The sequence below is a fragment of the Kitasatospora sp. NPDC085464 genome (assembly GCF_044541955.1).
Taxonomy (GTDB): Bacteria; Actinomycetota; Actinomycetes; order Streptomycetales; family Streptomycetaceae; genus Kitasatospora.
The window spans coordinates 31041-56438 of sequence record NZ_JBITTM010000036.1 but is presented as its reverse complement, the minus strand read 5'-3'; the positions used below and the strand labels follow the sequence as shown (position 1 = coordinate 56438).

General features: G+C 74.1%; 18 protein-coding genes. 8 read left to right on the top strand and 10 right to left on the bottom strand.

Features of this window, described 5'->3' with window-relative positions:
- Window positions 1–106: 106 nt before the first annotated feature.
- Complete coding sequence (locus ACIGG8_RS29275; protein WP_396551774.1) at window positions 107–592, bottom strand: hypothetical protein; 486 nt, start codon at window positions 590–592, stop codon at window positions 107–109.
- A gap of 205 nt (window positions 593–797) precedes the next feature.
- Here ACIGG8_RS29275 and ACIGG8_RS29270 point away from each other — a divergent pair, with 205 nt between their 5' ends.
- The gene (locus ACIGG8_RS29270; RefSeq protein ID WP_396551773.1) at window positions 798–1148 is read left to right on the top strand and encodes a hypothetical protein; all 351 of its coding nucleotides are present in this window, start codon (window positions 798–800) and stop codon (window positions 1146–1148) included.
- A complete protein-coding gene (locus ACIGG8_RS29265; protein ID WP_396551772.1) occupies window positions 1141–3300 on the top strand; it encodes a caspase domain-containing protein in 2160 nt (719 codons plus the stop codon). The genes ACIGG8_RS29270 and ACIGG8_RS29265 overlap by 8 nt, the downstream gene beginning before the upstream one ends.
- A gap of 337 nt (window positions 3301–3637) precedes the next feature.
- Here ACIGG8_RS29265 and ACIGG8_RS29260 read toward each other — a convergent pair whose 3' ends face one another.
- The 4 genes from ACIGG8_RS29260 to ACIGG8_RS29245 form a co-directional block, all read right to left on the bottom strand.
- Window positions 3638–4144 carry a flavin reductase family protein gene (locus ACIGG8_RS29260; RefSeq protein ID WP_396551771.1) on the bottom strand — a complete coding sequence of 169 codons (507 nt, stop codon included), beginning with the start codon at window positions 4142–4144 and terminating at the stop codon, window positions 3638–3640.
- Window positions 4145–4248: 104 nt separating this feature from the next.
- A complete protein-coding gene (locus tag ACIGG8_RS29255; RefSeq protein ID WP_396551770.1) occupies window positions 4249–5448 on the bottom strand; it encodes a serine hydroxymethyltransferase in 1200 nt (399 codons plus the stop codon).
- A gap of 118 nt (window positions 5449–5566) precedes the next feature.
- Complete coding sequence (locus ACIGG8_RS29250; protein ID WP_396501085.1) at window positions 5567–6022, bottom strand: nuclear transport factor 2 family protein; 456 nt, start codon at window positions 6020–6022, stop codon at window positions 5567–5569.
- A gap of 207 nt (window positions 6023–6229) precedes the next feature.
- Window positions 6230–7315 (bottom strand): aldo/keto reductase, encoded by a 1086-nt coding sequence (locus ACIGG8_RS29245; RefSeq protein WP_396551769.1) that lies wholly within the window; start codon window positions 7313–7315, stop codon window positions 6230–6232.
- 402 nt (window positions 7316–7717) lie between these two features.
- On the opposite strand from ACIGG8_RS29245, the gene ACIGG8_RS29240 reads away from it, so the two are divergent.
- The 5 genes from ACIGG8_RS29240 to argJ all read left to right on the top strand — a co-directional run bounded on the left by ACIGG8_RS29240 (window position 7718) and on the right by argJ (window position 14457).
- Window positions 7718–9433: a thiamine pyrophosphate-binding protein gene (locus tag ACIGG8_RS29240; protein ID WP_396551768.1), complete on the top strand. Its 1716-nt coding sequence runs from the start codon at window positions 7718–7720 to the stop codon at window positions 9431–9433.
- 2 nt (window positions 9434–9435) lie between these two features.
- On the top strand, window positions 9436–11007 hold the full coding sequence (locus tag ACIGG8_RS29235; protein WP_396551767.1) for an asparagine synthase-related protein: 1572 nt from the start codon (window positions 9436–9438) through the stop codon (window positions 11005–11007).
- A gap of 95 nt (window positions 11008–11102) precedes the next feature.
- Window positions 11103–12053: an agmatinase gene (speB, locus tag ACIGG8_RS29230; protein WP_350525849.1), complete on the top strand. Its 951-nt coding sequence runs from the start codon at window positions 11103–11105 to the stop codon at window positions 12051–12053.
- A complete protein-coding gene (cs1, locus tag ACIGG8_RS29225; protein ID WP_396551766.1) occupies window positions 12050–13024 on the top strand; it encodes a clavaminate synthase Cs1 in 975 nt (324 codons plus the stop codon). The genes speB and cs1 overlap by 4 nt, the downstream gene beginning before the upstream one ends.
- A gap of 251 nt (window positions 13025–13275) precedes the next feature.
- A complete protein-coding gene (gene argJ / locus ACIGG8_RS29220; RefSeq protein ID WP_030554724.1) occupies window positions 13276–14457 on the top strand; it encodes a bifunctional glutamate N-acetyltransferase/amino-acid acetyltransferase ArgJ in 1182 nt (393 codons plus the stop codon).
- A gap of 142 nt (window positions 14458–14599) precedes the next feature.
- On the opposite strand, the gene ACIGG8_RS29215 is transcribed toward argJ, so the two are convergent.
- Both ACIGG8_RS29215 and ACIGG8_RS29210 read right to left on the bottom strand, forming a co-directional pair.
- Window positions 14600–15685, bottom strand: coding sequence for an alpha/beta fold hydrolase (locus ACIGG8_RS29215; protein ID WP_396551765.1), 1086 nt, complete (start codon window positions 15683–15685; stop codon window positions 14600–14602).
- Window positions 15686–15839: 154 nt separating this feature from the next.
- Window positions 15840–17024, bottom strand: coding sequence for an LLM class flavin-dependent oxidoreductase (locus ACIGG8_RS29210; protein WP_396551764.1), 1185 nt, complete (start codon window positions 17022–17024; stop codon window positions 15840–15842).
- 211 nt (window positions 17025–17235) lie between these two features.
- Between ACIGG8_RS29210 and ACIGG8_RS29205 the strand changes: the two genes are divergently transcribed.
- The gene (locus tag ACIGG8_RS29205; protein WP_396551763.1) at window positions 17236–18600 is read left to right on the top strand and encodes an aspartate aminotransferase family protein; all 1365 of its coding nucleotides are present in this window, start codon (window positions 17236–17238) and stop codon (window positions 18598–18600) included.
- Between the two features lie 61 nt (window positions 18601–18661).
- Here the strand turns inward: ACIGG8_RS29205 and ACIGG8_RS29200 are convergent, their stop codons facing one another.
- The 3 genes from ACIGG8_RS29200 to ACIGG8_RS29190 form a co-directional block, all read right to left on the bottom strand.
- A complete protein-coding gene (locus ACIGG8_RS29200; RefSeq protein ID WP_396551762.1) occupies window positions 18662–21889 on the bottom strand; it encodes a BTAD domain-containing putative transcriptional regulator in 3228 nt (1075 codons plus the stop codon).
- 682 nt (window positions 21890–22571) lie between these two features.
- Entirely contained in the window at window positions 22572–23804 is a 1233-nt protein-coding gene (locus ACIGG8_RS29195) for an MDR family MFS transporter (protein ID WP_396551761.1), read from the bottom strand.
- A 1-nt stretch (window position 23805) separates the two neighbouring features.
- Complete coding sequence (locus ACIGG8_RS29190; RefSeq protein WP_396551760.1) at window positions 23806–25074, bottom strand: ATP-grasp domain-containing protein; 1269 nt, start codon at window positions 25072–25074, stop codon at window positions 23806–23808.
- Between the last annotated feature and the right edge of the window lie 324 nt (window positions 25075–25398).

Here is a 25398-nt window from a genome sequence, read left to right as displayed (position 1 = left end):
GCCGCGCATCGCGAACATGGCCAGCCCGGCTCTGCCGACGTCCGGGTACGTCGCGGCGTTCATCCGTGCTCCGATGAGCCCCGCTCCCGTAGGTCCGCTCTCGGTCTCACCGACCACTGCCCGCGCGGTAGGCCGTCACGGCGGCCGACAGGACGGCTTCGACCCCGACCACAGGCGCCTGCTCGATCAACTTGTCCACCGTCAGCAGCACATCACCCTCCCGGACGAACGCCCTCTCGGTGACCCACGGCTGCACGTCGTCCGAGGCAGTGACGGTGATCCGCAGCACCAGGCCCTCGTCCGCAGGCACGCCTGGATCCCTCGCCGACGGGGTGTTGTGCGTCGCGGGGCCGTCCAGCGGAAGCACGTCGGAGTAGGAAGCGCAGCGCTGCGCCGCGCCGCGGATGGCCGTCATGACGGCGGCAGCCTGGCCGGGCCCGTACCGGTCGAGCGTCTCCTCGCCGTGCCGGCCGTCGGCGAGGCCGTCGGCGCCGGTGGGCGGCCGCTCCAGGCCGGCCGAGACCTCCTCCAAGGGCTGGGTGTGGGTGGCCAGGAAGCTGTCCGTCACCAGGTCCGAGCACGGCATCGACATCAGCGGGGCTCAATGTCCGTGGCCAGGCGGGCGCCATCGGGTGCCGGAGTGGTGGGAGGATCGCGGGCCCGGTCCACACGTCTGCGCAAATCCGCTGCAGAAGGGCCGAGTCGACCACATCGGAGGCGCCGTCCTGGCATCATCCCCTCCGTGCCCGGGAGGGGCCCGGGTCACGTCGGACACCGGTAGAGCAGGTGGGGAGAACATGGACGCACGCATAGCGGTCACAGGCGGCGACGAGGTCCGGGAGACGGCCGAACTGTGGGAGTGGCTGCGCCACGAGCGCGAACTGGTCGGCCTGGTCCGAGCCGTGCCGACAGTACCCGCCGAGGGCGAACTGGGCGGGGCCGTCGAGGTGCTGGAGGTGGCACTGGGCAGCGGTGGCGCGGGCGCCGTCCTGGCCGGATCGCTCTCGACCTGGCTGCGGACCCGTCGCACGGACGTGACGGTCATCGTCACGACCCCGGCCCGCAGGGTCGAGCTGGACGTCCGGGGGCTCAAGCCCGAGGACGTCGCCCCCCTGCTGCGCGAGGTACTGAGCGGTGGCGATGACTGACCAGCCCGAGCCACCCGACTTCGCGAACTCCCGCGCGATCCTGATCGGGACGGGCACCTACCAGCGCAGCGGCTTCCAACCGCTGCCGGCCGCCCTCAACAGCCTGACCGCCGTACGACAGGTGCTGACCGACCCCCGGCTGTGCGGCTGGCCGCCGGACCGGATCACCGCCATCCCCGACCCCAGCGACATCCGCGAGCTGCTCCCGCAGCTGCGCGAACTCGCCCGGGCGACCCGCGGAGTCCTGCTGCTCTACTACGTCGGGCACGGTGTGATCCTGCCACGCGGTCAGCTCTGCCTGACGCTGACGGACACCAACCCCGATCACCCCGACGCGGGCGGACTGGTGTACGACCGTGTCCGCGAGGTGTTCCTGGACAGTCCGGCCAAGGTCAAGGTCGTGGTGCTGGACTGCTGCTACTCGGGCCGCGCCATCGAGGCGCTGGCCGCGGGGGCGGACCCCGCCGGGGCCGCACACATCCGCGGGGCGTACATCCTGGTTGCCAGCGACCGGGCCGCCCACGTCGTCCCGCTGAGCGAGCAGGCCGAGGCGACCACGTCCTTCACCGGGACGCTGCTGGAGCTGATCCGGGAGGGCATGCCCGGCGGTCCCGTCTGGCTCACCCTCGGCGCCCTGTACCCGCACCTGCAGGACCGGCTGAGAGAGCGGGCACTGCCGCCGCCCAACCAGCTCGGCACCGATTCCGCCAACCTGTTCGCCTTCACCCGCAACGCCGCCCACCGGTCGCCCTTCGCCACGGCCCTGGCCGCCGCCTTCATCCGGGGCCGGAGCCACCGTGATGTCTCCCTGGAGCGACTGGCGCAGGAGAGCGGCCGCTCACCGGAGGAGGTCTCGTCCTACCTGTCGGGCGCGGCGATCGCCCCGCGCGACTTCGTCGACGCCTTCCTCGCCGCCCTGGAGCGGCACGGCGTCCCCCTGCCCCCGGGTCTCCTCGGCAAGCTGCACGAGCTGCGTCTGACGGAGCTGCGCGACAGCCCGCTGCCCGCCGTGCAGGTCGTGTATCTCCAGGAGGTCACCGAGCAACTCCGGGAGGCGGTCACGGTACTGACCAGGGAGCGGGACGAGGAGCGGCGCGGCCGGCTGGCGGACCGCGCTCTGGCCGCCCGGTTGGCGGCGCGGCTCACCGCTGAGGAGGAGCGCATCCGCCGCCTGCAGGAGTCCTCCGAGGAGAAGGACCGCAGGCTCGCGGCGGCCGTCGCGTTCGCCCACGCCCGGGAGTCGGACCTGACCGAGATCCGGCGCGAGGCCGACTCGCTGGGCCGGGAGCTCGGTGTCCTGCGACTCCAGGTCCAGCGGCTGATGGACCAGGCGGACGGCGAGCCCCTTCCCCCGCCCGACGCGGATCCGGTGATGGCCGTGGCAGTACCGCCACCGGTGCTCGCGCTTGCGACGGCCCCCGGTCCGGAAGCGGAGCGCACGGCCGTCCCCGTCGCGCGGCCGCAGCCGGCCGGTCCGCCGCGCCCACGTCCGTCCCGGCGCGCCCCGGTGCCCGTCGGCAGGGTGCTGGCCCAGGGCCTGCTCCTGCTGATCGGCCTGTCCGTGGTGGGTGCGGGCTTCGACCGGTTCCTCGACGAGAGCGTCCGGGTGACGGCCCATCAGGGCGCCCCGGCCTGCGGCAGCCCGGGGATCGCGGCGGGGGTGGACTGCCTCAGACCGGAGACCGGGCGGGTCACGGCGAAGTTCTCGGAGGACGGCGAGGCATCGACCGCGTACAAGATCTCGGTGCTCCGCGACACGGCGTCCGGCACCGAGACCTACACCGTCGGGAAGCGGTTCTACGACGACGTGGACTCCGGCACCGAGGTGGACCTCAAGGTCTGGCTGGGCCACGTGGTCGAGACCTCGTACCACGGCCACCGGGCCGACGTCCCCCTCTACGACCGGTGGGAGACGGTGCTGGTGGCCCTGCTGATCGGCGTGGGGACCAGCGTCGCCGTCCTGGGCGGCGTCCTGGCACGCCTGAACAACCCGGGGGTCCTGTGGGGCGCACCCGTGGCGATCGGTTTCACCTCCTGGATCGGCTCCAGCATCTTCGTGCAGGCGGAGTTCTCCCCCTGGGTGACGATGCCCGTGGGCGTGTTCTGCTGGCTCCTCGCGTCCGCCGCGACCTGGGGCTTCGCGACGGTCTGACGAGCCCGCCCGTTCACCCGTCCGTCCCCCGCCCGGGTTTCCTCCGGACCGGGGACGGGCGGGCCGCCCCACCGGTTGCGGACCCACCGGGCCGTATACGGCTCCGCAGCCGGTCGACCGGCTGATGGAGGAGCTCGGCTTCAGCTTCCTGGCCGGCGGAGCGGCTCCACCTGGTCGGCAGCAACATCGGCCGCGGGCCCGGGCCGATCCGCTACCGCGACACCGAGGCGTGGCGGTTCGGCGTCGGGGTCCGGGCCGGGGGCGACGACGCCGGGCAGTGACGGGCCGCGCCTGCCCGACGTCGGCAGGCGGTCGGGCGGGTGGCCGGCGGCCCGGGTTAGGCGACGCAGCGGCCGTAGTCGCCCCGTAGGAAGACCAGCGGCGGGCCGGTCCGCTGGACGGCGAGGTCGCGGACGGTGGCGGTGACGAACCAGTGGTCGCCGGCCGCCACCTCGCCCGCCGGCTCGCAGTCCAGCCAGGCGAGCGCGTCGACCAGCGCGGGGCAGCCGGCCGGGGTCAGCCGGTACGGCACCTCCCAGCGGCCCGGGTCGCGGGCCGCGAACCCCCGGCACACCTGCTGCTGGTCCGCGGCCAGCACGTTGACGCAGAACCGGCCGGCCGCGCGGATCCGCGGCCAGCTGGTCGAGGACTTGGCGGGCAGGAAGCCCACCAGGCGCGGGTCCAGTGACACCGAGGTGAAGGTGCCGACGATCATCGCGGGCGGTGGCTGCGCCGGGGCCGGCGGCGGTGCGGTCACCAGCACCACCCCGGTGGGGTAGTGGCTGAGCACCGACCGGAACCGGTCGGCGCAGACCGGTGCTCCGCTCAGGGTGGAATCGGACATGGCAGCAGTGCTCCTTCCCTCCCGGGTCGCCGCGGGGACGTGCCGACCGGCTCGTCCCCGCGGCCCCGCCTCACCCCGCCCGTGCCCGCGGCCGGTGCGGTGCGTCAGGCCACGGCCAGCGGTGCGGGCCGGTCCGCGAAGGCGACCCCGGGGAAGGACCGGGCCAGGTCCCGGACGTCGGCGGCCACCGACCGGGACTGCTCGCCGCGCAGCAGCAGCCGGGCGAGCAGCTCGGCCACCGTGGTCATGTCGTCCTCCGTCATGCCCCAGCGGGTCAACTCCTGGGTGCCGAGCCGCAGTCCGGAGGAGGCGGTGCTGGGCAGCACCACCGTGGTGGTGCGGATGTCGGTCGCGGTGAGCAGCCGGCCCCACTCGTGCGGGGTGTTGCCCCCGGGGTGGTGCACCCAGACCTGGTGGGTGTCGGTGAAGCCGAACGCCTCGCCTGCCACGTCGAAGCCGCGGGCCGCCAGCTGCCGGGCCAGTTCGCGCGCGTTGGCGATCACCTGGCGTGCGTAGTCCCCCCGGTGCGGCAGCAGCTCCTCCAGGGTGATCGCCAGGCTGCCGACGCTCGCCGAGTGGGAGCTCGACGCGGTGAACGGGATCCTGGCGCCCACCTGTTCGGCGATGGCGTCGCTGTTGGTGACCAGCAGGCCCTTCTGCGGGCCGGGCAGGGTCTTGTGGGTGCTGCCGGAGATGCTGTCGAACCCGCCGTCCAGCACGAGGGTCCCGGGCGCGGCGGGCAGCAGGCCCAGCAGGTGCGAGGCGTCCAGGCAGAGCACCGCGCCGGGGGCGGCGGCGCGCAGCGCCCGGGCGTCCGGCATCCGCAGCACGGTGGACGCGTCCAGGTAGATGACGTCGGCGGGGTGTTCGGCCGTCCGCTCGGCCAGCGCGGTGTAGTCGATCTCCAGGTTCTGCCGGTCGAACGGCACGTACTCGACCCGGTAGCCGAAGCCCTGGCAGATCGTCACGGTGGCGTAGTGGCCGCCGTCCTCCGGGGCGATCACCATGACCCTGCCGCCGGGGGGTGTGACCGCGGTGAGCACGGTGTGCATGGTGTGCAGGCCGGACAGGAACTGCACGTAGGCGTGCCGGGCGCCGTAGAACTCCTTGGTGAGGGAGACGCAGTGGTCGTACACCGCGTTCAGGTCGCTGACGTCGCCGTAGACGGCCACGTCGGTCTCGGAGTACGGGTACCGGTTGACCGCGTCGCTGGCCAGCGCCGCGGCGGCTCGTGGCGACAGCCGGTTCTCGATCGGGAACAGGTTCAGGCTGTGCTTGCGTTCCAGGGTGGCCAGGACGTCCATGATGCTCCTCGGGCGGTGCGGTGGGCGGGTGCGGTGCACCGGGGGGACGGCGCACGCGGCGGTGCGGTTGACGCGGTGCACTCGGCGGTGCGGTACGGGGAAGCGGGCGCGTCCGGGCTCAGAGCCAGGGGTAGCGGGCGGTGTCCCCGCCGGCGTAGTCGGGGTCCAGGTAGATGAAGGCGCGGTGGATCAGGCGGTCGCGGACCTCGAAGACGCCGCAGAACCGGCCGGCGCCCCACTCGGGCTGCCCGACCCGCCAGGGGCCGTCCCGGTGCTCGCCGTGCGTGGTGCCCTCCACCGCGAGGAGGTCCGTTCCGGAGAGGACCCAGGTGAAGGCCCAGGTGTGGTGGCGGACCGACGTGATGGAGCCGCCGAGGTCGCCGAACATCTTCGCGATCTCCGGCTTGCCGTGCGCCAGACCCCACTTGGGGAAGAAGAAGTCGGCGTCCTCGGCGAAGAAGTCGAGCACCGGGGTGCCGTCGTGGCCGGTGCCGCCGTTGTCGAAGGCCTTGAGGTAGGCGGTGACGAGCGCCTTGCGCTGCTCGTCCGTCATGTCCGTGGCTGCCGTGGGCATGGAGGGTCCTCCGTGAGTCCGGGCCCGCGGGGCTGGTGCCCGTCGAGGGGGGGGTGGACGCCCGCCGGGGGGACGGGCCCGGCCCGTGACGGCCGTCGAGCGGGCCGCCGCCGGCCTGGTCCCACCGTGGCAGCGCCTGCTTGGACCATCCTTGGCGTCCGGCCGTCCAGCGCTTTTCAAGTGCCGTTCCACCGGGCCCGGCGCGGCTCAGTTCCCGGTCATGGCCAGCAGGTTCGGTGCGTAGCGCGCCCCGTGGACCGGTACGGCCGCCGCCTCGGCCACCTCGGCGAGGTCCTGCTCGGTGAGCTCGACCGCGGCGACCGCCAGGTTCTCCGCGAGGTGGGTGCGCCGCCCGGTGCCCGGGATGGCGACCACGTCCCGGCCGCGGTGCTGAACCCAGGCCAGGGCCAGCTGGGCGAGGGTGAGCCCGAGCCGGTCGGCGACCGGCTGCAGCCGGTGCAGCAGCGGCCGGTTGCCGGCCAGGCCCTCGGGGCTGAACCGCGGCTGGGAGCGGCGGAAATCCTCGGAGGCCAGGTCGGCGGTGGTGCGGATCGTGCCGGTCAGGAAGCCGCGGCCGAGCGGGGCGTAGGCGACCACGCCGATGCCCAGGTCGCGGCAGACGGGCAGCACTTCGGCTTCCAGGTCGCGGGTCCACAGGCTCCACTCGCTCTGCACCGCCGTCACCGGGAACACCGCGTCGGCCCGCCGGAGGGTCGCCGCCGACGGCTCGGAGAGGCCGAAGTGCCGGACCTTGCCCTCCGCTACCAGGTCGGCCACCGCGCCGGCGGTCTCCTCCACCGGCACGGCCGGGTCGATCCAGTGCTGGTAGTAGAGGTCGATGTGGTCGGCGCCCAGCCGCCGCAGCGAGCGCTCGCACGCGGCGCGGACGTAGGCCCGGTCCCCCCGCAGGCCCCGGAAGGCGCCGTCCGGGGAACGCACCATGCCGAACTTGGTCGCCAGCACCACCTCGTCACGGCGGCCCGCGAGCGCTCGGCCGAGCAACTCCTCGCCGGCGCCCAGCCCCTGGACGTCGGCGGTGTCGAGCAGTGTGACGCCGGCATCGAGGGCGGCCCGGATCGTGGCGACGGCCTCCTTCTCGTCGGGCCGCCCGTAGAACGCGGTGGTGGGCAGGCAGCCCAGCCCCAGCGCGGACACCCGCAGACCGCGCAGGTCGCGCGCCGGCAGACCGGCCGGTGACGGGCCCGCGGGCGGCGGGACGACGGAACCGGGCGGCGGGAGGGCTGAACCCGGCGGCGGGACGGCGGAACCGGGCGCGGGCACGGCTGACGGCATGGCTGACCTCCGGTGAAGGGGAGACGCACGGGTAGGGGCGGGCCCCGGGCGGCAAGGGCGACCCTGGCCATCGGGGCCATCGGGGCCATCGGGGCGATCGAGGCGTGGGCGCGCGAGCCCCGCCGGCGCGCGGCAGGCCCGACCCCAGCACGGTAGCGCCGTCCCCCGGGCGTCACAACAGCCGCCCCGCAGGCCGCTTGACGATTCGCTGACCACCCGCCGTCCGGCCTGGCGGGCAGCGGGTGCCGCAGCGCCAAGGCGATCGTCCATGCGCCTGCAAGCCCCCGGCCGCAGAGTCGAGACGCGGCGTCCAGGCCGGCCGAGTCCCGGCGGCGCGCCGCCTTCCGGCGCCGGCCCTCCGGCGCCCGCACCGATACCCCCCTTCGTGCCTGAGGAGCTGCCATGTCCCGTGTGTCCAAGAGCCCGAGCACCAACCCGACGACCGCCCACGCGCTGCTGCAGCGGCTGCGCGACCACGGGGTGCAGACGGTCTTCGGCGTGGTCGGCCGCGAGGCCGCCTCGATCCTCTTCGACGAGGTCGAGGGCGTCGACTTCGTGCTGACCCGCCACGAGTTCACGGCCGGGGTGGCGGCCGACGTCCTGGCCCGGATCTCCGGCCGGCCGCAGGCCTGCTGGGCCACCCTGGGGCCGGGCATGACCAACTTGTCCACCGGGGTGGCCACCTCGGTCCTCGACCGCTCCCCGGTGATCGCGCTGGCGGCGCAGTCCGAGTCGCACGACATCTTCCCCAACGACACCCACCAGTGCCTGGACTCGGTCGCGGTGATGCGCCCGATGACCAAGTACGCGGTGGAGCTCCAGCGGCCCGACGACATCACCGACCTGGTCGACTCCGCGGTCGCCGCCGCGATGACCGAGCCGGTCGGCCCGAGCTTCATCTCGCTGCCCGTCGACCTGCTCGGCAGCGACATCGACACCACGGTGGTCCACCCCGCCGCCCGGACCCCCGCCAAGCCGGTCGGCGCGGTGCAGGACGGCTGGCAGGACGCCGCCGAGAAGGCGGCGGAGCTGGTCGCGGCGGCGCAGCACCCGGTGCTGGTGGTCGGCGCCGCCGCGATCCGCTCCGGTGCCGTCCCGGCCGTCCGCGCGCTCGCCGAGCGGCTGAACATCCCGGTCATCACCACGTACATCGCCAAGGGAGTGCTGCCGCACGGCCATGCCCTCGACTACGGCGCCGTCACCGGCTACATGGACGGCATCCTGTCGTTCCCGGCGCTGGAGACGCTGTTCGGCCCGGCTGACGTCATCCTCACCCTCGGCTACGACTACGCGGAGGACCTGCGTCCGTCGATGTGGCAGCGCGGCGGCGCCAAGACCACCGTGCGGGTGTCGCCCACCGTCAACCCGATCCCGCGGGTCTACCGGCCGGACGTCGACGTCGTCACCGACGTGCTCGCCTTCGTGCAGCACCTGGAGGAGCGGACAGCCGACGTCCCGGCGAAGACCCCGCACGACATCACCCCGCTGCGCGAGCGGATCGCGGAGTTCCTCGCCGACACCGAGCGCTACCAGGACGGCATGCGCGTCCACCAGGTGATCGACTCGATGAACACCGTGATGGCGGAGACCGCCGAGCCGGGCGAGGGCACGATCGTCTCCGACATCGGCTTCTTCCGGCACTACGGTGTGCTGTTCGCCCGCGCGGACCAGCCGTTCGGCTTCCTCACCTCGGCGGGCTGCTCCAGCTTCGGCTACGGCATCCCGGCGGCGATGGGCGCCCAGCTCGCCCGCCCCGGGCAGCCCACCTTCCTGATCGCCGGCGACGGCGGCTTCCACTCCAACAGCGCCGACCTGGAGACCGTCGCCCGGCTCAACCTGCCGATCGTCACCGTCGTCGTCAACAACGACACCAACGGCCTGATCGAGCTGTACCAGAACCTCGGCCACCACCGCTCGCACGACCCGGTGGTCAAGTTCACCGGCGTCGACTTCGTCGACCTCGCCCGCGCCAACGGCGTGGAGGCCGTCAAGGCGACCACCCGGGAGGAGCTGCTCGCCGCGCTGCGCAAGGGCGCCGCGCTCGGCCGGCCGTTCCTGATCGAGGTGCCGGTGAACTACGACTTCACGACCGGCGGCTTCGGCGCGCTGAGCATCTGACGATGGCGTCGACACTGCCCGCCGCCACCGGGTTCCTGGCCGCCGTCCAGTGCGACGGTGGCCGGTCCCCCGGGGCGTTCACCGCCCCCCGGGGAGCGGATCCCGCCGCCCCCGGGACGGTGTTCGCCTCCGCCGGCCCGCGTGCCGTCCTCCGGGCCCGGCCCGGCGGACCGGGCCTGGACGCCGTCCTGCTGCACTCCGGCGCACCCGACGCCGCCCACGCCCACCGGCAGGGCCGCACGGTGCTGCTCGCCGGGGAGCTCTACAACCGGGACGAGCTGCTCACCCTGCTCGGCGCGCAGGCCGGGCCGGTCACCGACGCGGACCTGCTGCTCGCCCTCGTCGACACCTACGACCTGCACGCGTTCCGGCTGCTCAACGGCCGGTTCGCGGCCGTGGTCGCGGACGGCGGCCGGGTGCTGCTGGCCACCGACCACGCCGGCTCCGTGCCGCTGTACGTGAGCGCCGTCCCCGGCGCCGTCCTCGCGGCGACCGAGGCGAAGGCCCTGCGGACCGTGCCGGTCGGCCGGAGGATCACGGCCGCGCGCCGGGTCCGCCGGCTGCCCGGCACCCACCAGGTGCCCGCCGGGACCGTCCTGGAGATCGGGATGGCCACCGCGGACTGCACCGACCACCGCACCTGGGCGCCCACGCCTGCCCGCCGGATCATGGCCGAACAGGAGGCCACCGAGGCCGTTCGGCTCGCCCTGGACCGCGCCGTCCGCGCCCGCACCGGCCCGGACACCCCGCTGGTGGTGCTCTCCGGCGGCATCGACTCCTCCAGCGTCGCCGCACTGACCGCCCGCCACCGGACCGGGCCCGTCGACACCGTGTCGATGGGCACCGACCTCGCCGACGAGTTCCCGCAGGCCAGGGTGGTCGCCGAACACCTCGGCTCCGTCCACCGGGAGCTGACCGTCCACACCGACGACCTGCTGCGCCGGCTCCCGCACGCGGTCTGGGCCGCCGAGTCGCTCGACCCGGACATCATCGAGTACCTGTTGCCGCTGACCGCCCTGTACCTGCGCCTGGAGGGCCCCGGGCGGCGCATCCTCACCGGCTACGGCGCCGACATCCCGCTCGGCGGCATGCACCGGGAGAACCGGCTCCCGGCCCTGGACACCGCCCTCGCCCACGACATGGCCACCTTCGACGGCCTGAACGAGATGACCCCGGTGCTGTCCGGGATCGCCGGGCACTGGTCGACCCACCCGTTCTGGGACCGCGAGGTGCTGGACCTGCTGGTGTCGCTGGAGTCCGGGCTCAAGCGGCGCCACGGCCGGGACAAGTGGGTGCTGCGCGAGGCCATGACGGACCTGCTCCCGCACGAGACCGTCACCCGCCCCAAGCTCGGCGTGCACGAGGGCTCGGGCACCACCAGCTCGTTCAGCCGGCTGCTGACCGACGCCGGGGTGCCCGGGGACCGGGTGCACCGGGCCAAGGAGCTCGTCGTGCAGCACCTGTTCGACCGGGTCGTCGTCGACGGCCGGCACCCCGACGAGGTGGCCACCGCCGACGTGGTGCAGCTGGTCGCCGACGCCCTGGAGCACGACGTACCGCCGGCCCACCCGTGACGCCCGCCCGCCGCAGGCCCGGCCGGGCCACCGGACGCACCAGCGGCACCCCCGGCGCCGACCGCAGCAGCACGACAGAGAGGAGCGAGAACCGCGTGGAGCGCATCGACATCAAGGTCTCCCCCCGGTACGCGCAGATCCCCACCTTCATGCGCCTGCCGCACGACCCCGACCCGCACGGCCGGGACGTCGTGGTCATCGGCGCACCGTACGACGGCGGCACCAGCTACCGCCCCGGTGCCCGCTTCGGGCCCCGCGCGATCCGCAACGAGTCCGGCCTCATCCACGGCGTCGGCATCGACCGCGGGCCCGGCACCTTCGACCTGATCAGCTGCGTGGACGCGGGGGACATCGACCTCACCCCGTTCAACATGCACATCGCCATGGAGCACGCCCAGCTTCGGCTGACCGAACTGCTGGACGACAACGGTGCCTTCCTGATGCTCGGCGGCGACCACTCGCTGACGCTCGCCGCGCTGCGCGCCGTCGCCGCCAAGCACGGGCCGGTCGCCGTCCTGCACCTGGACGCGCACTCGGACACCAACCCTGCGTTCTACGGCGGCGAGTACCACCACGGCACGCCGTTCCGGCACGCCATCGAGGAGAAGCTCGTCGACCCGCAGCGCATGGTCCAGATCGGGATCCGGGGCCACAACCCGCAGCCCGACTCGCTGGACTACGCCCGCGGCCACGGCGTGCGGATCGTCACCTCCGACGACTTCTGCGAACGCGGCCCCGCCGCGACCGCCCGCCTGGTGCGCGAACTCGTCGGCGACGCGCCCCTGTACGTCTCCGTCGACGTCGACGTGGTCGACCCGGCCTTCGCCCCCGGCACCGGCACCCCCGCCCCGGGCGGCCCGACCTCCCGCGAGGTGCTGGCGCTGCTGCGCGGGATCGGCGACCTCTCACCCGTCGGCTTCGACGTCATGGAGGTCTCCCCGCTCTACGACCACGGCGGCATCACCTCCGTCCTGGCCACCGAAATCGGCGCGGAACTCCTGTACCAGTACGCCCGCGCCCACACCCGAGAGAGGACCACCCCGTGACCGTCCTGGACTGCTCCGAGCACGCGGCCGCCCTGCGGACGCTCGCCGCCCGGCTGCCGCGGATCCCGCGCGCGGACCTGCCCGCCTTCCTCGACACCGCGCACGCCGCGGCCGCCGACCTCCCCGCCGGCCTGGCCGCGGCACTGGACGACTTCAACAGCCGCGGCAGCACCGACGGCTACCTCCTGCTGCGCGGCCTGCCGGTGGAGGCCGACGACGCGCTGCCCGCCACCCCGAGCAGCACCCCCGCGCCCGCGGACCGCCCCCTGCTGCTCATGGAGGCCATGCTCGGCATCGTCGGGCGCCGGCTCGGCCTGCACACCGGCTACCGGGAGCTGCGCTCCGCCACCGTCTACCACGACGTGTACCCGTCGCCCGGCGCCCACCACCTGTCCTCGGAGACCTCCGAGACGCTGCTGGAGTTCCACACCGAGATGGCGTACCACGTGCAGCAGCCCGACTACGTGATGCTCGCCTGCTCCCGGGCCGACCACGAGCGCAAGGCCGCCACCCTGGTCGGCTCGATCCGCAACGCGCTGCCGCTGGTGCCCGCCCGGTTCCGCGCCCACCTGTACGACCGGCCGGTGCCCTGCTGCGTGGACGTGTCCTTCCGCGGCGGCGTGGAGGACCCGGGCGCGATCGCCAACGTCCGCCCGCTGTACGGGGACCCGGCCGACCCGTTCCTCGGCTACGACCGCGAACTGCTCGCGCCCGAGGACCCCCGGGACGTCGAGGCCGTCGCCGCGCTCTCCAAGGCGCTGGACGAGGTCACGGAGGCCGTGCACCTCGTGCCCGGGGACGTCCTGGTCATCGACAACTTCCGGACCACCCACGCCCGGACGCCGTTCACCCCGCGCTGGGACGGCAAGGACCGCTGGCTGCACCGGGTCTACATCCGCACCGACCGCGGCGGCGCCCTGTCGGGCGGTGAACGGGCCGGTGACGTCGTCGACTTCACCCCGCGCCCCTGACCCGCCGCGCCCCCGACCCGCCGCCCGGCCCGGAGGGCCCGCAGGACCGACCGTCGTCGGCCACCTGCGGGCCCTCCGGCCGTACGCCCGCCCGGCGCGGACGAGTTGGCCGCCGCGGACGAGTTGGCCGGGCATCGCCGGTCGGCACCGCGCCGACTCGACCTGACAGACCGCACATGATGGGATCGACCGGACACCGCACCGGCGTGTCGGCACGCCGGTGCACCTGGCCTCTCGGGAGACGATGGACCATGACCGAAATCGCAGCGGACGAGCCACGGGGGTTCGCGGTGCACACCGCGCCGGTCGGACTGGGTGACGACGGGCGGGACGACTTCACCGTCCTGGTCTCGACCCGACCGGCCGTGGTCAGCGCGGTCTTCACCCGTTCCCGCTTCGCCGGCCCCAGCGTCACCCTCAGCCGGGCCGCCGCCGCGGACCGCAGCGCCCGGGGCGTCGTCGTGCTGGCCCGCAACGCGAACGTCGCCACCGGCGCCCAGGGCGAGGCGAACGCCCGCGAGGTCCGCGCCGCCACGGCGCGGGCGCTCGGCCTCGCCGAGGACGAACTGCTGATCGCATCCACCGGTGTGATCGGCCGTCAGTACCCGATGGCCGGGATCCTCGACCACATCGGGACGATGACCGGCCCGCTGCCCGAGGGCGGCTTCGACCGCGCCGCGCGGTCCATCATGACCACCGACACCCGGCCCAAGACCGCCCGCGCCCGGGTCGGCGACGCCGTGGTGATCGGCATCGCCAAGGGCGTCGGGATGATCGAGCCCGACATGGCCACCCTGCTGACCTTCTTCGCCACCGACGCGCTGCTCGACCCCGAGGAGCAGGACCGGATCTTCCGCCGGGTGATGGACCGGACGTTCAACGCGGTCAGCATCGACACCGACACCTCCACCAGCGACACCGCCGCGCTGTTCGCCAACGGCCTGGCCGGCGCCGTCGACCCGGCCGCCTTCGAACAGGCGCTGTACGACGTGGCGCTCGCCCTGGTCAAGGACATCGCGAGCGACGGCGAGGGCGCCGGCAAGCTCATCGAGGTCCAGGTCTCGGGCGCACGGGACACCGCACAGGCCAAGCGGATCGGCAAGGCCGTGGTCAACTCCCCGCTGGTGAAGACCGCCGTGCACGGCGGCGACCCGAACTGGGGCCGGGTCGCGATGGCGATCGGCAAGTGCTCCGACGACACGGACGTCGACCAGGAGAAGGTCACCATCCGCTTCGGCGACGTCGAGGTCTACCCGCCGAGCGGGCGCGGCGCCGAGGGGGAGGGCGAGCTGCGCGCCGCCGTCGCCAAGCAGATGCAGGGCCCCGAGGTGGTCATCGGGATCGACCTCGGCATCGCCGCCGGTGCCTTCACCGTCTACGGCTGCGACCTGACCGAGGGCTACGTGCGGCTCAACGCCGACTACTCGACCTGATCCGCCCCGGCCGGCCCGCGGCGCGACGTCACCTGCCGTGACATGAGTGACGTGACCGGGCCGCCGGCCGTCCGGCATCCACGGCAGCGCCCCCGGGAGGTCCGCCTCCCGGGGGCGCCGCCGTGCACGGGGCCGGCGGCCCTCAGACGGCCGCGGGCTGCGTCGCCAGCAGGGCGGTGATCGCCTCCCCGATGAACGCCCGGTCGGCGACGTTCGCCCCCGCACCGGCCAGGTGGCCCCACACGCCCGGGATCACCCGCAGGGCGGCCCGGGGCATCAGGGCGGCCGCCCTCGCCTCGTCCTCCACCGCGAAGCACAGATCACGGGCGCCCGGCAGGAGCACCGCCTCGGCGGTGACCGAGCCCAGTGCGGCCTCCGTGCGGCCGTCGAAGCCCGGCGTCGCCCCGACGTCGGCCCGGGCCCACGTGTCGATCATGGTCAGCAGGTCCTCGGTGGACGGCCCGGCGACGAAGAACTCCTCCCAGAAGCCGGTGAGGTACTCCTCCCGGGAGGCGAAGCCCAGCTCGCGGTAGCCGCCCTGGGCCCAGAACGGGTGCGAGGCCGCCCACCCGGCGAAGACCCGGCCCGCCGCCCGCCGGCCCCGGTCGGCGCCCCCGTCGGGGCTCCCGTCGGCGCCCCCGTCCGCGCTCCCAGCGGCGCACAGCGCGGCGGCCAGCGCCGCCAGGAACACCCGGTTGTGCTCGCTGGTCGCCGCGGACCCGCAGAACGGGGCGATCCGGCGGACCATCCGCGGGTACGACACCGCCCACTGGTAGGCGTGCGCCGCGCCCATCGACCAGCCGGTCACCAGCGCCAGTTCGGTCACCCCCAGCTCCTCGGTGAGCAGCCGGTACTGGGCGTCGACGTTGTCCCGCAGGCTGATCCGGGGGAAGGCCGCCCCCAGCGGGTGGTTGCTCGGCGAGCTGGAGACGCCGTTGCCGAACAGGCCGACGGTGACGACGCAGTACCGCCGGGTGTCCAGCGGCCTGCCCTCCCCGATCAGCCAGTCGTACGCGGTGTGGTCGCCGCCGAAGTAGGACGGGCACAGGACGGCGTTGCGGCCGTCGGCGTCGAGCGTCCCGTGGACGGCGTAGGCGATCCCGGCCGAGGGCAGGGTCCCCCCGTCGGCCAGCGGGAGGCTGTCCAGTGTGAAGACGCGGTGGTCCACCGGCTTCTCCTCCGTGATGAGCGGCCCGCGGGGGCCGGACGGTCGGTCGGTGTCGTGCATGAGGTGCCAGGACCTGACGTGCCAGGACCTGACGTGCCCGGACGTGCCCGGACGTGCCCGGACGTGCCGTGCCGGGACGTGCCGTGCCGGGACGTGCCGTGCCGGGACGGGACGGGACCGTGCCGCGGCGGGGTGCCGGGCCGCCCCGCCGGTCTCACAGCCAGTTGGGCGCGATCTCCGTCGCCCAGAGCTCCAGGCTGCGCATCTGCACGTCGTGCGGGATCAGGCCGGAGTACTGGCACTGCAGCAGGTACTCGGGGTCGTGCTGGGTCACCAGCTTCTCGATCTTGCGGTTGATGTCGTCGGGGGTGCCGACCCATTCGAGGCCGCGCTCGACCAGGGTCCGGTAGTCCGCGCCGATCGGGCCGGTCTCCCCGACCCGGCGCAAGCTCTCGGTGAAGCCCATCGGGCCGAACCAGTTCTCGAAGACGAAGCCGCCGCCGCGGGCCGCCCAGTGGTGGGCCTCGTCGGCGTCCCTGGCCACCAGCACGTCCTTCATCACCCCGATCCGCTCGCCGCGCCGCAGCTCGCCGTGCCCGGCGGCCGCGGCCTCCTCCCGGTAGAGGTCCATCAGCCGGCTCACGATCCGGTCGTCGGTGTTCATCAGGATCGGCACCACGCCCTCGCGGGCACAGAACCGGAAGGTGTCCTCGCTGAAGCTGAACGGCTGGAACACCGGCGGGTGCGGGTGCTGGTAGGGCTTCGGGGCGATGCCGACCTCCTGCACCACGCCGTTCTCGTCGAGGCCGCGGCCGAAGCTGCGGACGGCGTCGTAGGGGAACTCCAGGTCCTTGGGCGGGATCGTCCACTGGGCGCCGCTGTGCGAGAAGGTCTCGGTGGTCCACGCCTTCTTGAGGATCTCCCAGTGCTCCTCGAACAGCGCCCGGTTGCGCCGGTCGTTGGCGCCGGCGTCGGAGAGCGTCCCGCCGACCCCGAACGGCTGGCCCATGATCTCGGCCCACCGCTTCTGGAAGCCGCGTGCGATCCCGACGAAGGTCCGGCCCCGGGTCATGTGGTCGAGCATCGCCAGGTCCTCGGCGAGCCGCAGGGGGTTGTGGAAGGGCAGCACGTTGGCCATCTGGCCGACCCTGATCTCCTTGGTCTGCATGGCCAGGTACAGGCCCAGCATGATCGGGTTGTTGGACACCTCGAAGCCCTCGACATGGAAGTGGTGCTCGGTGAACGAGAGCCCCCAGTAGCCGAGTTCGTCGGCCGCCCGGGCCTGTTCGGTGAGCTGCCAGAGCATGTTCCGGTAGTTCTGCCGGTTCACCCCGGACATGCCCTTGAGCACCTGGTCGTGGCTGCCGACCGTCGGCAGGTAGAAGAGGATGGACTTCACGGGTCGTCCTTTCGTGCCGTGCGGCGACGCCACGGCTGGAAGCGGAGGAGGGTGCGGTCGACGGTGGCACCCGGCTCTTGCGAATCGTTTGACGCGCCGCCTCCGCCGGTCCGGAACGGCCGGGCGGCGGCGCGGAGCGGGACGTCCAGCGGACGCCAAGGGGTCGCTGACAGCGTGGTGGCGGGCCTCACCCGATCCTTAGGAGCTCGCCTTGAACCCAGCAACTGCCACCGCCCCCGGTGCGACCGGCACGGGGCTCGCGGCCGCGGACCGCGCGACGCTCATCCACCCCACGCTGCCGGCGCACCGGACCGACCGCACCGTCCTGGTCTCCGGCTCGGGCTGCCGGGTCACCGACGCGGCCGGCCGCGAGTACCTGGACGCCTCCGCCGTCCTCGGCGTGACCCAGGTGGGCCACGGCCGCGCCGAGCTCGCCCGGGCCGCCGCCGAGCAGATGACCCGGCTGGAGTACTTCCACACCTGGGGCACCGTGACCAACGACCGGGCGGTGGAACTCGCCACCCGGCTCGCCGGGTTGGCCCCGGGAGGGCTGCGCCGGACGTACTTCACCAGCGGCGGCGCGGAGGGCAACGAGATCGCGCTGCGGATGGCCCGCCTCCACCACCACCGGCGCGGCGAGCCGCAGCGCACCTGGATCCTGGCCCGCACGATGGGCTACCACGGCATCGGCTACGGCAGCGGCGGCGTGTCCGGATTCCCGGTCTACCACACCGGGTTCGGCCCCAGCATGCCGGACGTGCACTTCCTGACGCCGCCGCACCCCTACCGCCGGGAGCTGTTCTCCGGCGCCGACGTCACCGAGTTCTGCCTGGCCGAACTGCGGGAGTCGATCGAGCGGATCGGGCCGGAGCGGATCGCCGCGATGATCGGCGAGCCGGTGATGGGCGGCATCGGCGCGGCCGTCCCGCCGGCCGACTACTGGCCGCGGGTCGCGGAACTGCTGCGCTCCTACGGCATCCTGCTGATCCTGGACGAGGTGGTCACCGGGTACGGCCGCACCGGGCACTGGTTCGCCGCCGAGCACGTCGGGGTGGTGCCCGACATCCTGGTCACCGCCAAGGGCCTCACCTCGGGGTACCTCCCGCACGGGGCGGTGCTGGTCTCCGACGAGGTCGCCGACACCGTGACCGGCGAGCAGGGCTTTCCGGTGGGCTACACCTACACCGGGCACCCGACCGCGTGCGCGGTCGCCCTGGCCAACCTGGACATCATCGAGCGCGAGGGGCTGGCGGCCAACGCGGCCGCCGTCGGCGCACACCTGAAGGACGGGCTGACGCGGTTGCTGGACCTGCCCGTGGTGGCGGAGGTCCGCGGGGTCGGGCTGATGCTGGCCGTCGAGCTGACCTCGGACAAGGAGGCCCGGCGGCCGCTGCCGCAGGGCACCACCGAGGTGGCGGACGCGCTGCGCGAGCAGGCGGGCATCATCCTGCGGACCAACCCGTACGCGCTGGTGATCAATCCGCCGCTGGTGTTCACCCGGCAGGACGCGGACCTGCTCGTCGACGGCCTGCGCTCGGTGCTCTCGCGGGTCGGCCCCGACGGCCACGTACGCTGACCCGTCGGCGGGCCGGGCCCGGGGCCGCGGCACGGCAGCGCCGCCGTGCCGCCGCCCCGGGCTACCGCGCGGCCCCGGCGAGCAGGGCCGCGAACGGCCACCGCGGCCGCCGCAGCACGTGCTCGCCGCGCAGCTCGATCTCGTCGGCCATGGTCCGCGCCGTCGCGCGGGCCAGGTCCGGCAGTCCGGCGTGCTGCTCCGCCTCGGCGAGCAGCCCCAGGTGCAGCGCCCGCCGGAAGACCGTGCCGGAGCGGGCCGCGGTGTCCAGGGCCCAGCGCATCCGCCGCAGTCCGACGCCGGGTCGGCCGCGGCGCACCTCGGCCCAGCCGAGCAGCACGGACAGCATGTTCTGCCAGTGGCCCAGCTGGCATCGGACGGTGAGGTCGACCCCGGCGGTGGAGGCCTGCCAGGCCCGTTCCACGTCCCCGTCGAGGACGGCCAGCAGGGCGTCGGCGTAGAGGGCGAAGGTGCGGTCCCACGGCCGGTCGCAGCTGTCCGACTCGGAGAGCTGCAGCAGTTCCTCGCGGTAGCGCTCGGCGGCGGCGGTGTCGCCGAGCAGGACGTGGCTGACGGCCAGGTGGACGCGGTAGTTGATCCTGGGGTCGCTGCGGGACAGACCCATGAACCGGTCCGGCCGCTCCTCCGCGCCCTGCGCGTCGACCAGCGGGAGCCCGCGTTCCAGTTCGGCGACGGCCTCCTCCAGCCGGTCGGCGGTGAACCACAGCACGCCCTTGCCGTAGCAGGCGGCCGTCCGGGCCTCGGTCCCGCCGCCGTGCTCGGCCGACTCGTCCAGCAGCGCGACGATCCCGGACACCCGGGGCAGGTCGCCGCCGGCCAGGTGCATGATGACCCGGGAGGCCAACAGCGCGGTGGGCCGGCTGTTGTCGAGGGTCTTCTGCAGCACCTCGACCCGGGTGCAGGCGTCGGTGACCGCCGGGGACCCGTAGCCGAGGGTCATCGACAGCAGCCACACGACCCGCTTCTGCAGTTCCAGCTCGGCCGCGACGGACCGGTTCCGGGGCTGGCCGCGCAGTACGTCGATGGCCTGCGACAGCCAGGCGTGCGCCTCGGAGTGCAGCCGCCGGCGCTCGGCGAGGTCGCCCATGCCGACCAGGGGCTGCACCGCCTCGCGCAGGTCGAGTTCCTGTGCCGCCCGGCCGCAGTGGTAGCCGATGGTCTCGGCGCAGTCGGTGCGGGCCCTGCCGACGGCGCCGTCGGCCAGCGCGACCGCCACCCGGTGGTGCAGCCGGGCGCGGTGGACCGGGTCGAGGTCGGCGAGCAGCATGTCCCGCACCAGCCCCTGCGCGAACCGGAAGCCGTGCGGGTCGACCGGGTCGGGGCGCAGCAGCCCGCTGTGCAGCGCGTCGTGGACCAGGCCCGGTGGCTCGCCCAGTCCGGTGAGGACGTCGGTGAGCAGCCGGCGGTCCACGGCCGGGCCGATCACCGCGCAGGTCTGCAGCACCCGGATGACGCCCTCCGGGCACTCGGCCAGGCGGGCGCCCAGCACCAGCCGCAGGTCGAAGGAGAGCGGGGCGGCCGGTTCGGCGGGTCCGGTCACGGCGGTGGCGGTCGGCCGCAGCTTGGTGAGCAGGTAGGGGTTGCCGCCGGTGGCGCGGTGGGCGGCCGACACCAGGTCCCAGGTGGGCGGCTCGCCCCCGGTGCGGTTGATCAGGGCCCTGGTCTCGGCGAGCGAGAGCACGTCGAGGTGCAGGTACTCGGCGGCTACCTCCTGGAGCAGGTCGGCGACCGCTCCGCCGAGTTCGGGGCGCTGGGCGAGCCGGTGCTCCCGGACGGTCGCGACCACCAGCAGGTCACTGTCGCCGAGCTCCTTGGTGAGCAGTTGGAGGAGGGCCAGGGTGCCGGTGTCGGCGAGGTGCAGGTCCTCCAGGAAGAGCACCAGCGGGCGGCGGGCGGCGGTCAGCAGGGCCTGGCAGACGGCGTCCTGGAAGGCCAGGTGCCGGGCGGGGGAGAGCGGCGCCTCGGTGCCCGCGGGGCCCGGCGCGCGGTCCGGGCGCAGCATGCCGAGGGTGTCCAGGACGGGCTCGGGCAGGGTGGCCAGTTCGGCGGCCCTGGTGCGGCGGAGCTTGCGGACGACCCGGGTCCACAGCCAGTACTCGGGGAGTTCGGGGCCGGCGGCGCAGTGCGCCCACACGGCGTCCAGTCCGGCGGCCGGCAGTCCGCCGGCCAGTTCCTGGAGCAGCCGGGTCTTGCCGACGCCCTGTTCGCCGATCACCAGGACGGTGCGGCCGCGGCGTCCGGGTGCGGTGAGTGCCCGCAGGGTGGCCAGTTCCCGGGTGCGGCCGATCAGCCGTCCGGCGGGCGGGGCGGCGGGTGCGACGGCCGGGGAGACTGCCGCCGGGGTGGGGGAGGGGGCCGGGGCCGACGCCGGTGCGGGGCACGGCGGTTGGGGCACGGCGGGGGCGGGGGTGAGCGCCGGGGCGGGGCCCGGGACCGCCGGGCCCGGGGTGGGCGGGCGCAGCGCGTCGACGTCGGCGACCAGGGTGAGGCGGGGGCGCAGGCCGGCCGGGGCGGCGGGCGGACCGCCCGCGTGCACGAGGTCCTGACGCAGGATCGCGCCGTGCAGCTCCTGGAGCTCCTTGCTGGTGTCGGCGCCCAGTTCCTCGGCGAGGTGGGCCCGGATCCGTTCGAAGGTCAGCAGTGCCTCGGCGGGCTGGCCGCAGTGGTACTGCGCCAGCATGAGCTGGCAGCCCAGTCGTTCCAGCATCGGGTTGCGCCGGACCTCGTCGTCGAGTTCGCGCACCACCTCGTCGTACCGGGCCAGGCCGAGGCTGGCGTCGGCCCAGGTCTGCAGGCCGACCAGGCGCAGCTGTTCGAGCCGGGCGGACTCCAGTTGGGCGAAGTCGTAGGCGGCCAGTTCCCCGTACGGGGTGCCGTGCCAGAGGCCGAGCGCCTCGTCGACGGTGCCGCGGGCCGCGGCCAGGTCCCCGCGGGCGAACTGCGCGCGCCCGGCCTCGACGGCGGACTGGAACCGGCTGGCGTCGATGCAGTCCCGGTCGACCTCCAGGACGTAGCCGGGGGCCTGGTACCGCAGGGCCAGCAGCCTGTCCTTGGAGGGGACGGGCGAGTGGCCGTCGATCGCCTTGCGCAGCCGGGAGACGTACGACTGGAGGGTGCCGACGACGGCCTGCGGCGGTGAGGAGCCCCAGATGGCGCTGACGATCCCGGATACCGACACCACCCGGCCCGCGTTGATCAACAGCAGGGCCAGCAGGGCCCGTTGACGCGGCGGGCCCAGGTCGAGTGCCCGTCGGCCGGCCAGCACGGACATCTGTCCCAGCACCCTGATCGGTGCGGGGCTCCGTAACACGAGATCGGAAGCGGCGTTGTCGACTCGGCTCATCTCATCACATCCCGTCAGGCAAGACAGCTGGTGCACCCGCCGTGACCGCCGGGGTGAGCCGGGGCACGGCGTGATTCGGGTCATGTCCGAACATGGCCGGGGATGTTGCGGCGCCTGCCGTCCGGGGTATCGACGGCGGGGCCTCGGGGGAGTCGCCGGTTCCGTGGGGTCGCCGTTCCCTGCCGTCACCGACGGTTGCCGGTCCGGCGGTGCTGGGGGGAGCTGGGGAGGGCGTGGGAACCGTCGACGGGTGTGGTCTCGGGCGCAATCAGGCCGGGCGTCTGGACGGGGCGCTGCGCGGACGGCGTGGAGTGGTGATGGCGGGGCCTCCCTTGGTGTGACCAGCCGCGATCCGTCTGCGTCCGATGCAACGGCACAGCGCTTTGCTGGTCATGTCACTGTCATGTGAATCATGAATGCTGGCAGGCTACCCCGGATCGGGCGACGGTGAAACCCGCCGTCGGACCGGGAGGTTCCCCTCCGGGCGACTACGGACGGTGATGGCGGGTGGGCGTGCGTCGGCTCCCCCCGCGCGGTCGTCCACGGGAGGAGCCGACAGGCCGTCGGGAGCGCGGCCTCGCAACCGGTCGGGGCGGCGGCCGGAGCCGGATCAGGACTGCGTGACGCCTGCCCTCTCGCCGGGGACGGCCTCGGCCCGGCGCTCCCCGCGCAGCCGGGCCAGCAACAGGTGGCAGCCCGCGCAGACCACGGCCAGGCACAGGCAGGCGCCCCACACCGCCGTGGTGCCGGACGCCTCGATCACCCGCGCGCTGAGCACCGGGGCCAGGGCCACCGACACGCTCCAGACCGACAGGAACCAGCCCTGGTAGCCGCCCTGCCGGTCGGGGGGCGACAGTGCGGCCACCAGCGCCATGCACGTCGGCCAGACGACGATCTCACCGAGGCTCCACAGCACGACGGTCGCCCCGTACCCGACGGTGCCGTGCACGGCGGCCGTCAGCCCCATGCCGAGACCGGTCACCAGGGTCGCCACAGCCAGCGCGTGTTCCGGTCGGAGCCGCCCCGCCAGCCGGGTCAGGGGGAGCTGGAGCACCGCGATGACGAGACCGTTCATCATCATCGCCGCGCCGTAGTCGGCGGCCGAGAGACCGTCCCCTGTCATCGTCAACGGCAGTGCCACCAACGGCTGTTGGAACATCAGGCCGAGCATCAGCACCGAACCCAGCAGGACCGGGAAGCCCGGCGCGCGGTGCGGCGGGCGCTGTGCACCGGCCGCGTCCGTCACCCCGGCGCTCTCCGGCGGCGGGCGGGTCTCCGGCACCCGCAGGTACACCATGACGCCGGCGAGCAGATTGGCCACCGCGTTGACCAGGAACAGCAGCAGGAATCCGTGGGAGGCGGTGAGCCCGGCCGTCACGGCGGCCACCGAGAAGCCCAGGTTGGTGGCCCAGTAGATCAGCGAGTAGGCCCGCGCCAGGTCCTCCGGGGCCACCAGGTCGGCGACGGCCGCCGCGCGGGCCGGGCGGGTGGCGTTCAGGCCGACCCCCACCGTGAGGGTGAACAGCAGGACCGGCACCCGGCTGTGGGCCAGGCCCAGCCCCACCATGCCCGCGACGGTGAGGACCTCGCTCGCCAGCAGCACCGTCCGCCGGCCCACCCGGTCCGCCAGGATGCCGCCGAACAGCGAGGCGATCCCGCTGCCCACCCCGAACGTGGCCAGGGTCAGGCCGGTGAAGAAGACCGAGTAGCCGCGCACCGTGGTGAGGTAGATCGCCATGAACGGCACCACGAAGCCGCCCGCCGAGGTGACCAGCGTTCCGCCCCAGAGCCACCAGAACGGCCCCGGCAGCCTCCCCGGTGCCCCGGCCGACCGGAGCGGCACCTCAGCTCCGCCCGTCGTACTCGACCCTGAGGGTCCGCGCCAGGTGGTCGCGGAACTCCACCGCCGCGGCGTCCGACGCGTGGTGCGACAGCACGATCGCCGGGTACCCGGACCAGTCCGGGTACGGCCGCAGCAGCGCGCCGGGGCCGACCGTCCGCACCACGTGGTCCACGCACGGCTCCTCGCGCACCTCGTCCAGCCCGTGCACCCGGGCGATCCGGCCGCCGCCGCCCACCGGCACCAGGTATGCCGCCGCGTGCCCGGTGCCCACCGGCTCGGTGCTCCAGCACTCGGGCTCCCGGCCGAGGTGGATGCGGACCGCCTCTGCCGCGAGGTCGATCCCGCTGCTGACGTGCACCAGGTGGTGCATGAACCCGCCGCCGCCGATCCGCGCCCCCATCTCCAGCAGTACCGGCCGGGTGCCCGAGACCAGGCGCAGCTCGGTGTGGGTGGTGCCCTCGGTGACGCCGAAGGCGTGGTGCGCACCGACCACCTCCCGCTCGACGGCCGCCAGGACGTCCGCCGGGAGCCGGGCGGGCGCCCGGAGCGTGGTCTCCTCGAAGTACGGGCCGTTCAGCTCCCCCTTGTAGCTGACGGCACAGACCCGGACCCGGCCGTTGTGCACCAGCGACTCGGCGGAGATCTCGGGGCCGTCCAGGTACTCCTCGACCAGCACCCCGGTGCCGTCGGCCGCCGCGTTGTCGTACCCCAGGTGGGTGCCGCACAGCGCCCAGGTGGTGCGCACCGCCCGCTCCAGTTCCCCGGCGGAGTCGACCCGGATCACGCCCAGGCTGGAGTAGCCGTCGGCCGGCTTGACCACGACCGGGAAGCGCAGGCCCGCTGCGTCCGCCCAGTCGTCCGGGTGGCCGACGGCGACGAACCCGGGCACGGCCAGACCGGCGGCTGCGAGCAGTCGGCGCATGCTGCGCTTGTCCCGGACGACCGCCGCGGCCTCCTCGGTCAGGCCGGTCAGCCCGAGCACCCGCGCGGCCCGGGCGACGAAGGGGACGACCTTCTCGTTGCCCGCCATGATCCCGTCGAACGGCTGGCGGGCGAACCGCTCCACCAGCGCGGCCACCGCCGCGTCGGGATCCCCGTCGACGTCCAGCGGCAGGAGTTCGACCACCCCGGGGGCCTTGCGGGCCCGCTCGGGGTCGTCGTCGCCCCGGGGCGCCAGGATCAGGTCGACACCGGCGCGCTCCGCGCCTTCGAACACCCAGGGAAGAGCGGAGAACTGGCCGACCAGGACGAGTTTCGGACGCTGCCGCATAGGGATCTCCGTACGAGAGTGTGGGATGTGTCGGTGCCCGGTGACCGGGCGCCCGCCACGGCTGCTCGACGGCCCGGGTCACGGGCCGCGTCCGGGCGGCCGCGCGGAACCCGACCAGCCTTTCCCGGCGCTCTTGGCGGATCCTTGCAAACGGTTTGACGCCCGCCACCAGGATCCGGGCCACGGCACGCTGTGGGGCATCGGGCCCGGGCATGGGCTCCTGCACGTCCTCGGCCATCAGTCCGTGTCGTGCTCCGTTCCTGGTGCGCGGTCCGCGCGTCGTGCTTCTGTCAAAATACCCCTGTGGGTATTTTTCGGGTCGCC

Coding starts and splice junctions, on each gene's coding strand:
- ACIGG8_RS29240 (WP_396551768.1), top strand. CDS start 7,718: ATGTCCCGTGTGTCCAAGAGCCCGAGCACCAACCCGACGACCGCCCAC.
- ACIGG8_RS29190 (WP_396551760.1), bottom strand. CDS start 25,074: ATGCGGCAGCGTCCGAAACTCGTCCTGGTCGGCCAGTTCTCCGCTCTT.
- ACIGG8_RS29215 (WP_396551765.1), bottom strand. CDS start 15,685: ATGCACGACACCGACCGACCGTCCGGCCCCCGCGGGCCGCTCATCACG.
- ACIGG8_RS29255 (WP_396551770.1), bottom strand. CDS start 5,448: ATGGACGTCCTGGCCACCCTGGAACGCAAGCACAGCCTGAACCTGTTC.
- ACIGG8_RS29260 (WP_396551771.1), bottom strand. CDS start 4,144: ATGTCCGATTCCACCCTGAGCGGAGCACCGGTCTGCGCCGACCGGTTC.
- argJ (WP_030554724.1), top strand. CDS start 13,276: ATGACCGAAATCGCAGCGGACGAGCCACGGGGGTTCGCGGTGCACACC.
- ACIGG8_RS29200 (WP_396551762.1), bottom strand. CDS start 21,889: ATGTCCGTGCTGGCCGGCCGACGGGCACTCGACCTGGGCCCGCCGCGT.
- ACIGG8_RS29235 (WP_396551767.1), top strand. CDS start 9,436: ATGGCGTCGACACTGCCCGCCGCCACCGGGTTCCTGGCCGCCGTCCAG.
- ACIGG8_RS29245 (WP_396551769.1), bottom strand. CDS start 7,315: ATGCCGTCAGCCGTGCCCGCGCCCGGTTCCGCCGTCCCGCCGCCGGGT.
- ACIGG8_RS29265 (WP_396551772.1), top strand. CDS start 1,141: ATGACTGACCAGCCCGAGCCACCCGACTTCGCGAACTCCCGCGCGATC.
- ACIGG8_RS29270 (WP_396551773.1), top strand. CDS start 798: ATGGACGCACGCATAGCGGTCACAGGCGGCGACGAGGTCCGGGAGACG.
- ACIGG8_RS29275 (WP_396551774.1), bottom strand. CDS start 592: ATGTCGATGCCGTGCTCGGACCTGGTGACGGACAGCTTCCTGGCCACC.
- ACIGG8_RS29250 (WP_396501085.1), bottom strand. CDS start 6,022: ATGCCCACGGCAGCCACGGACATGACGGACGAGCAGCGCAAGGCGCTC.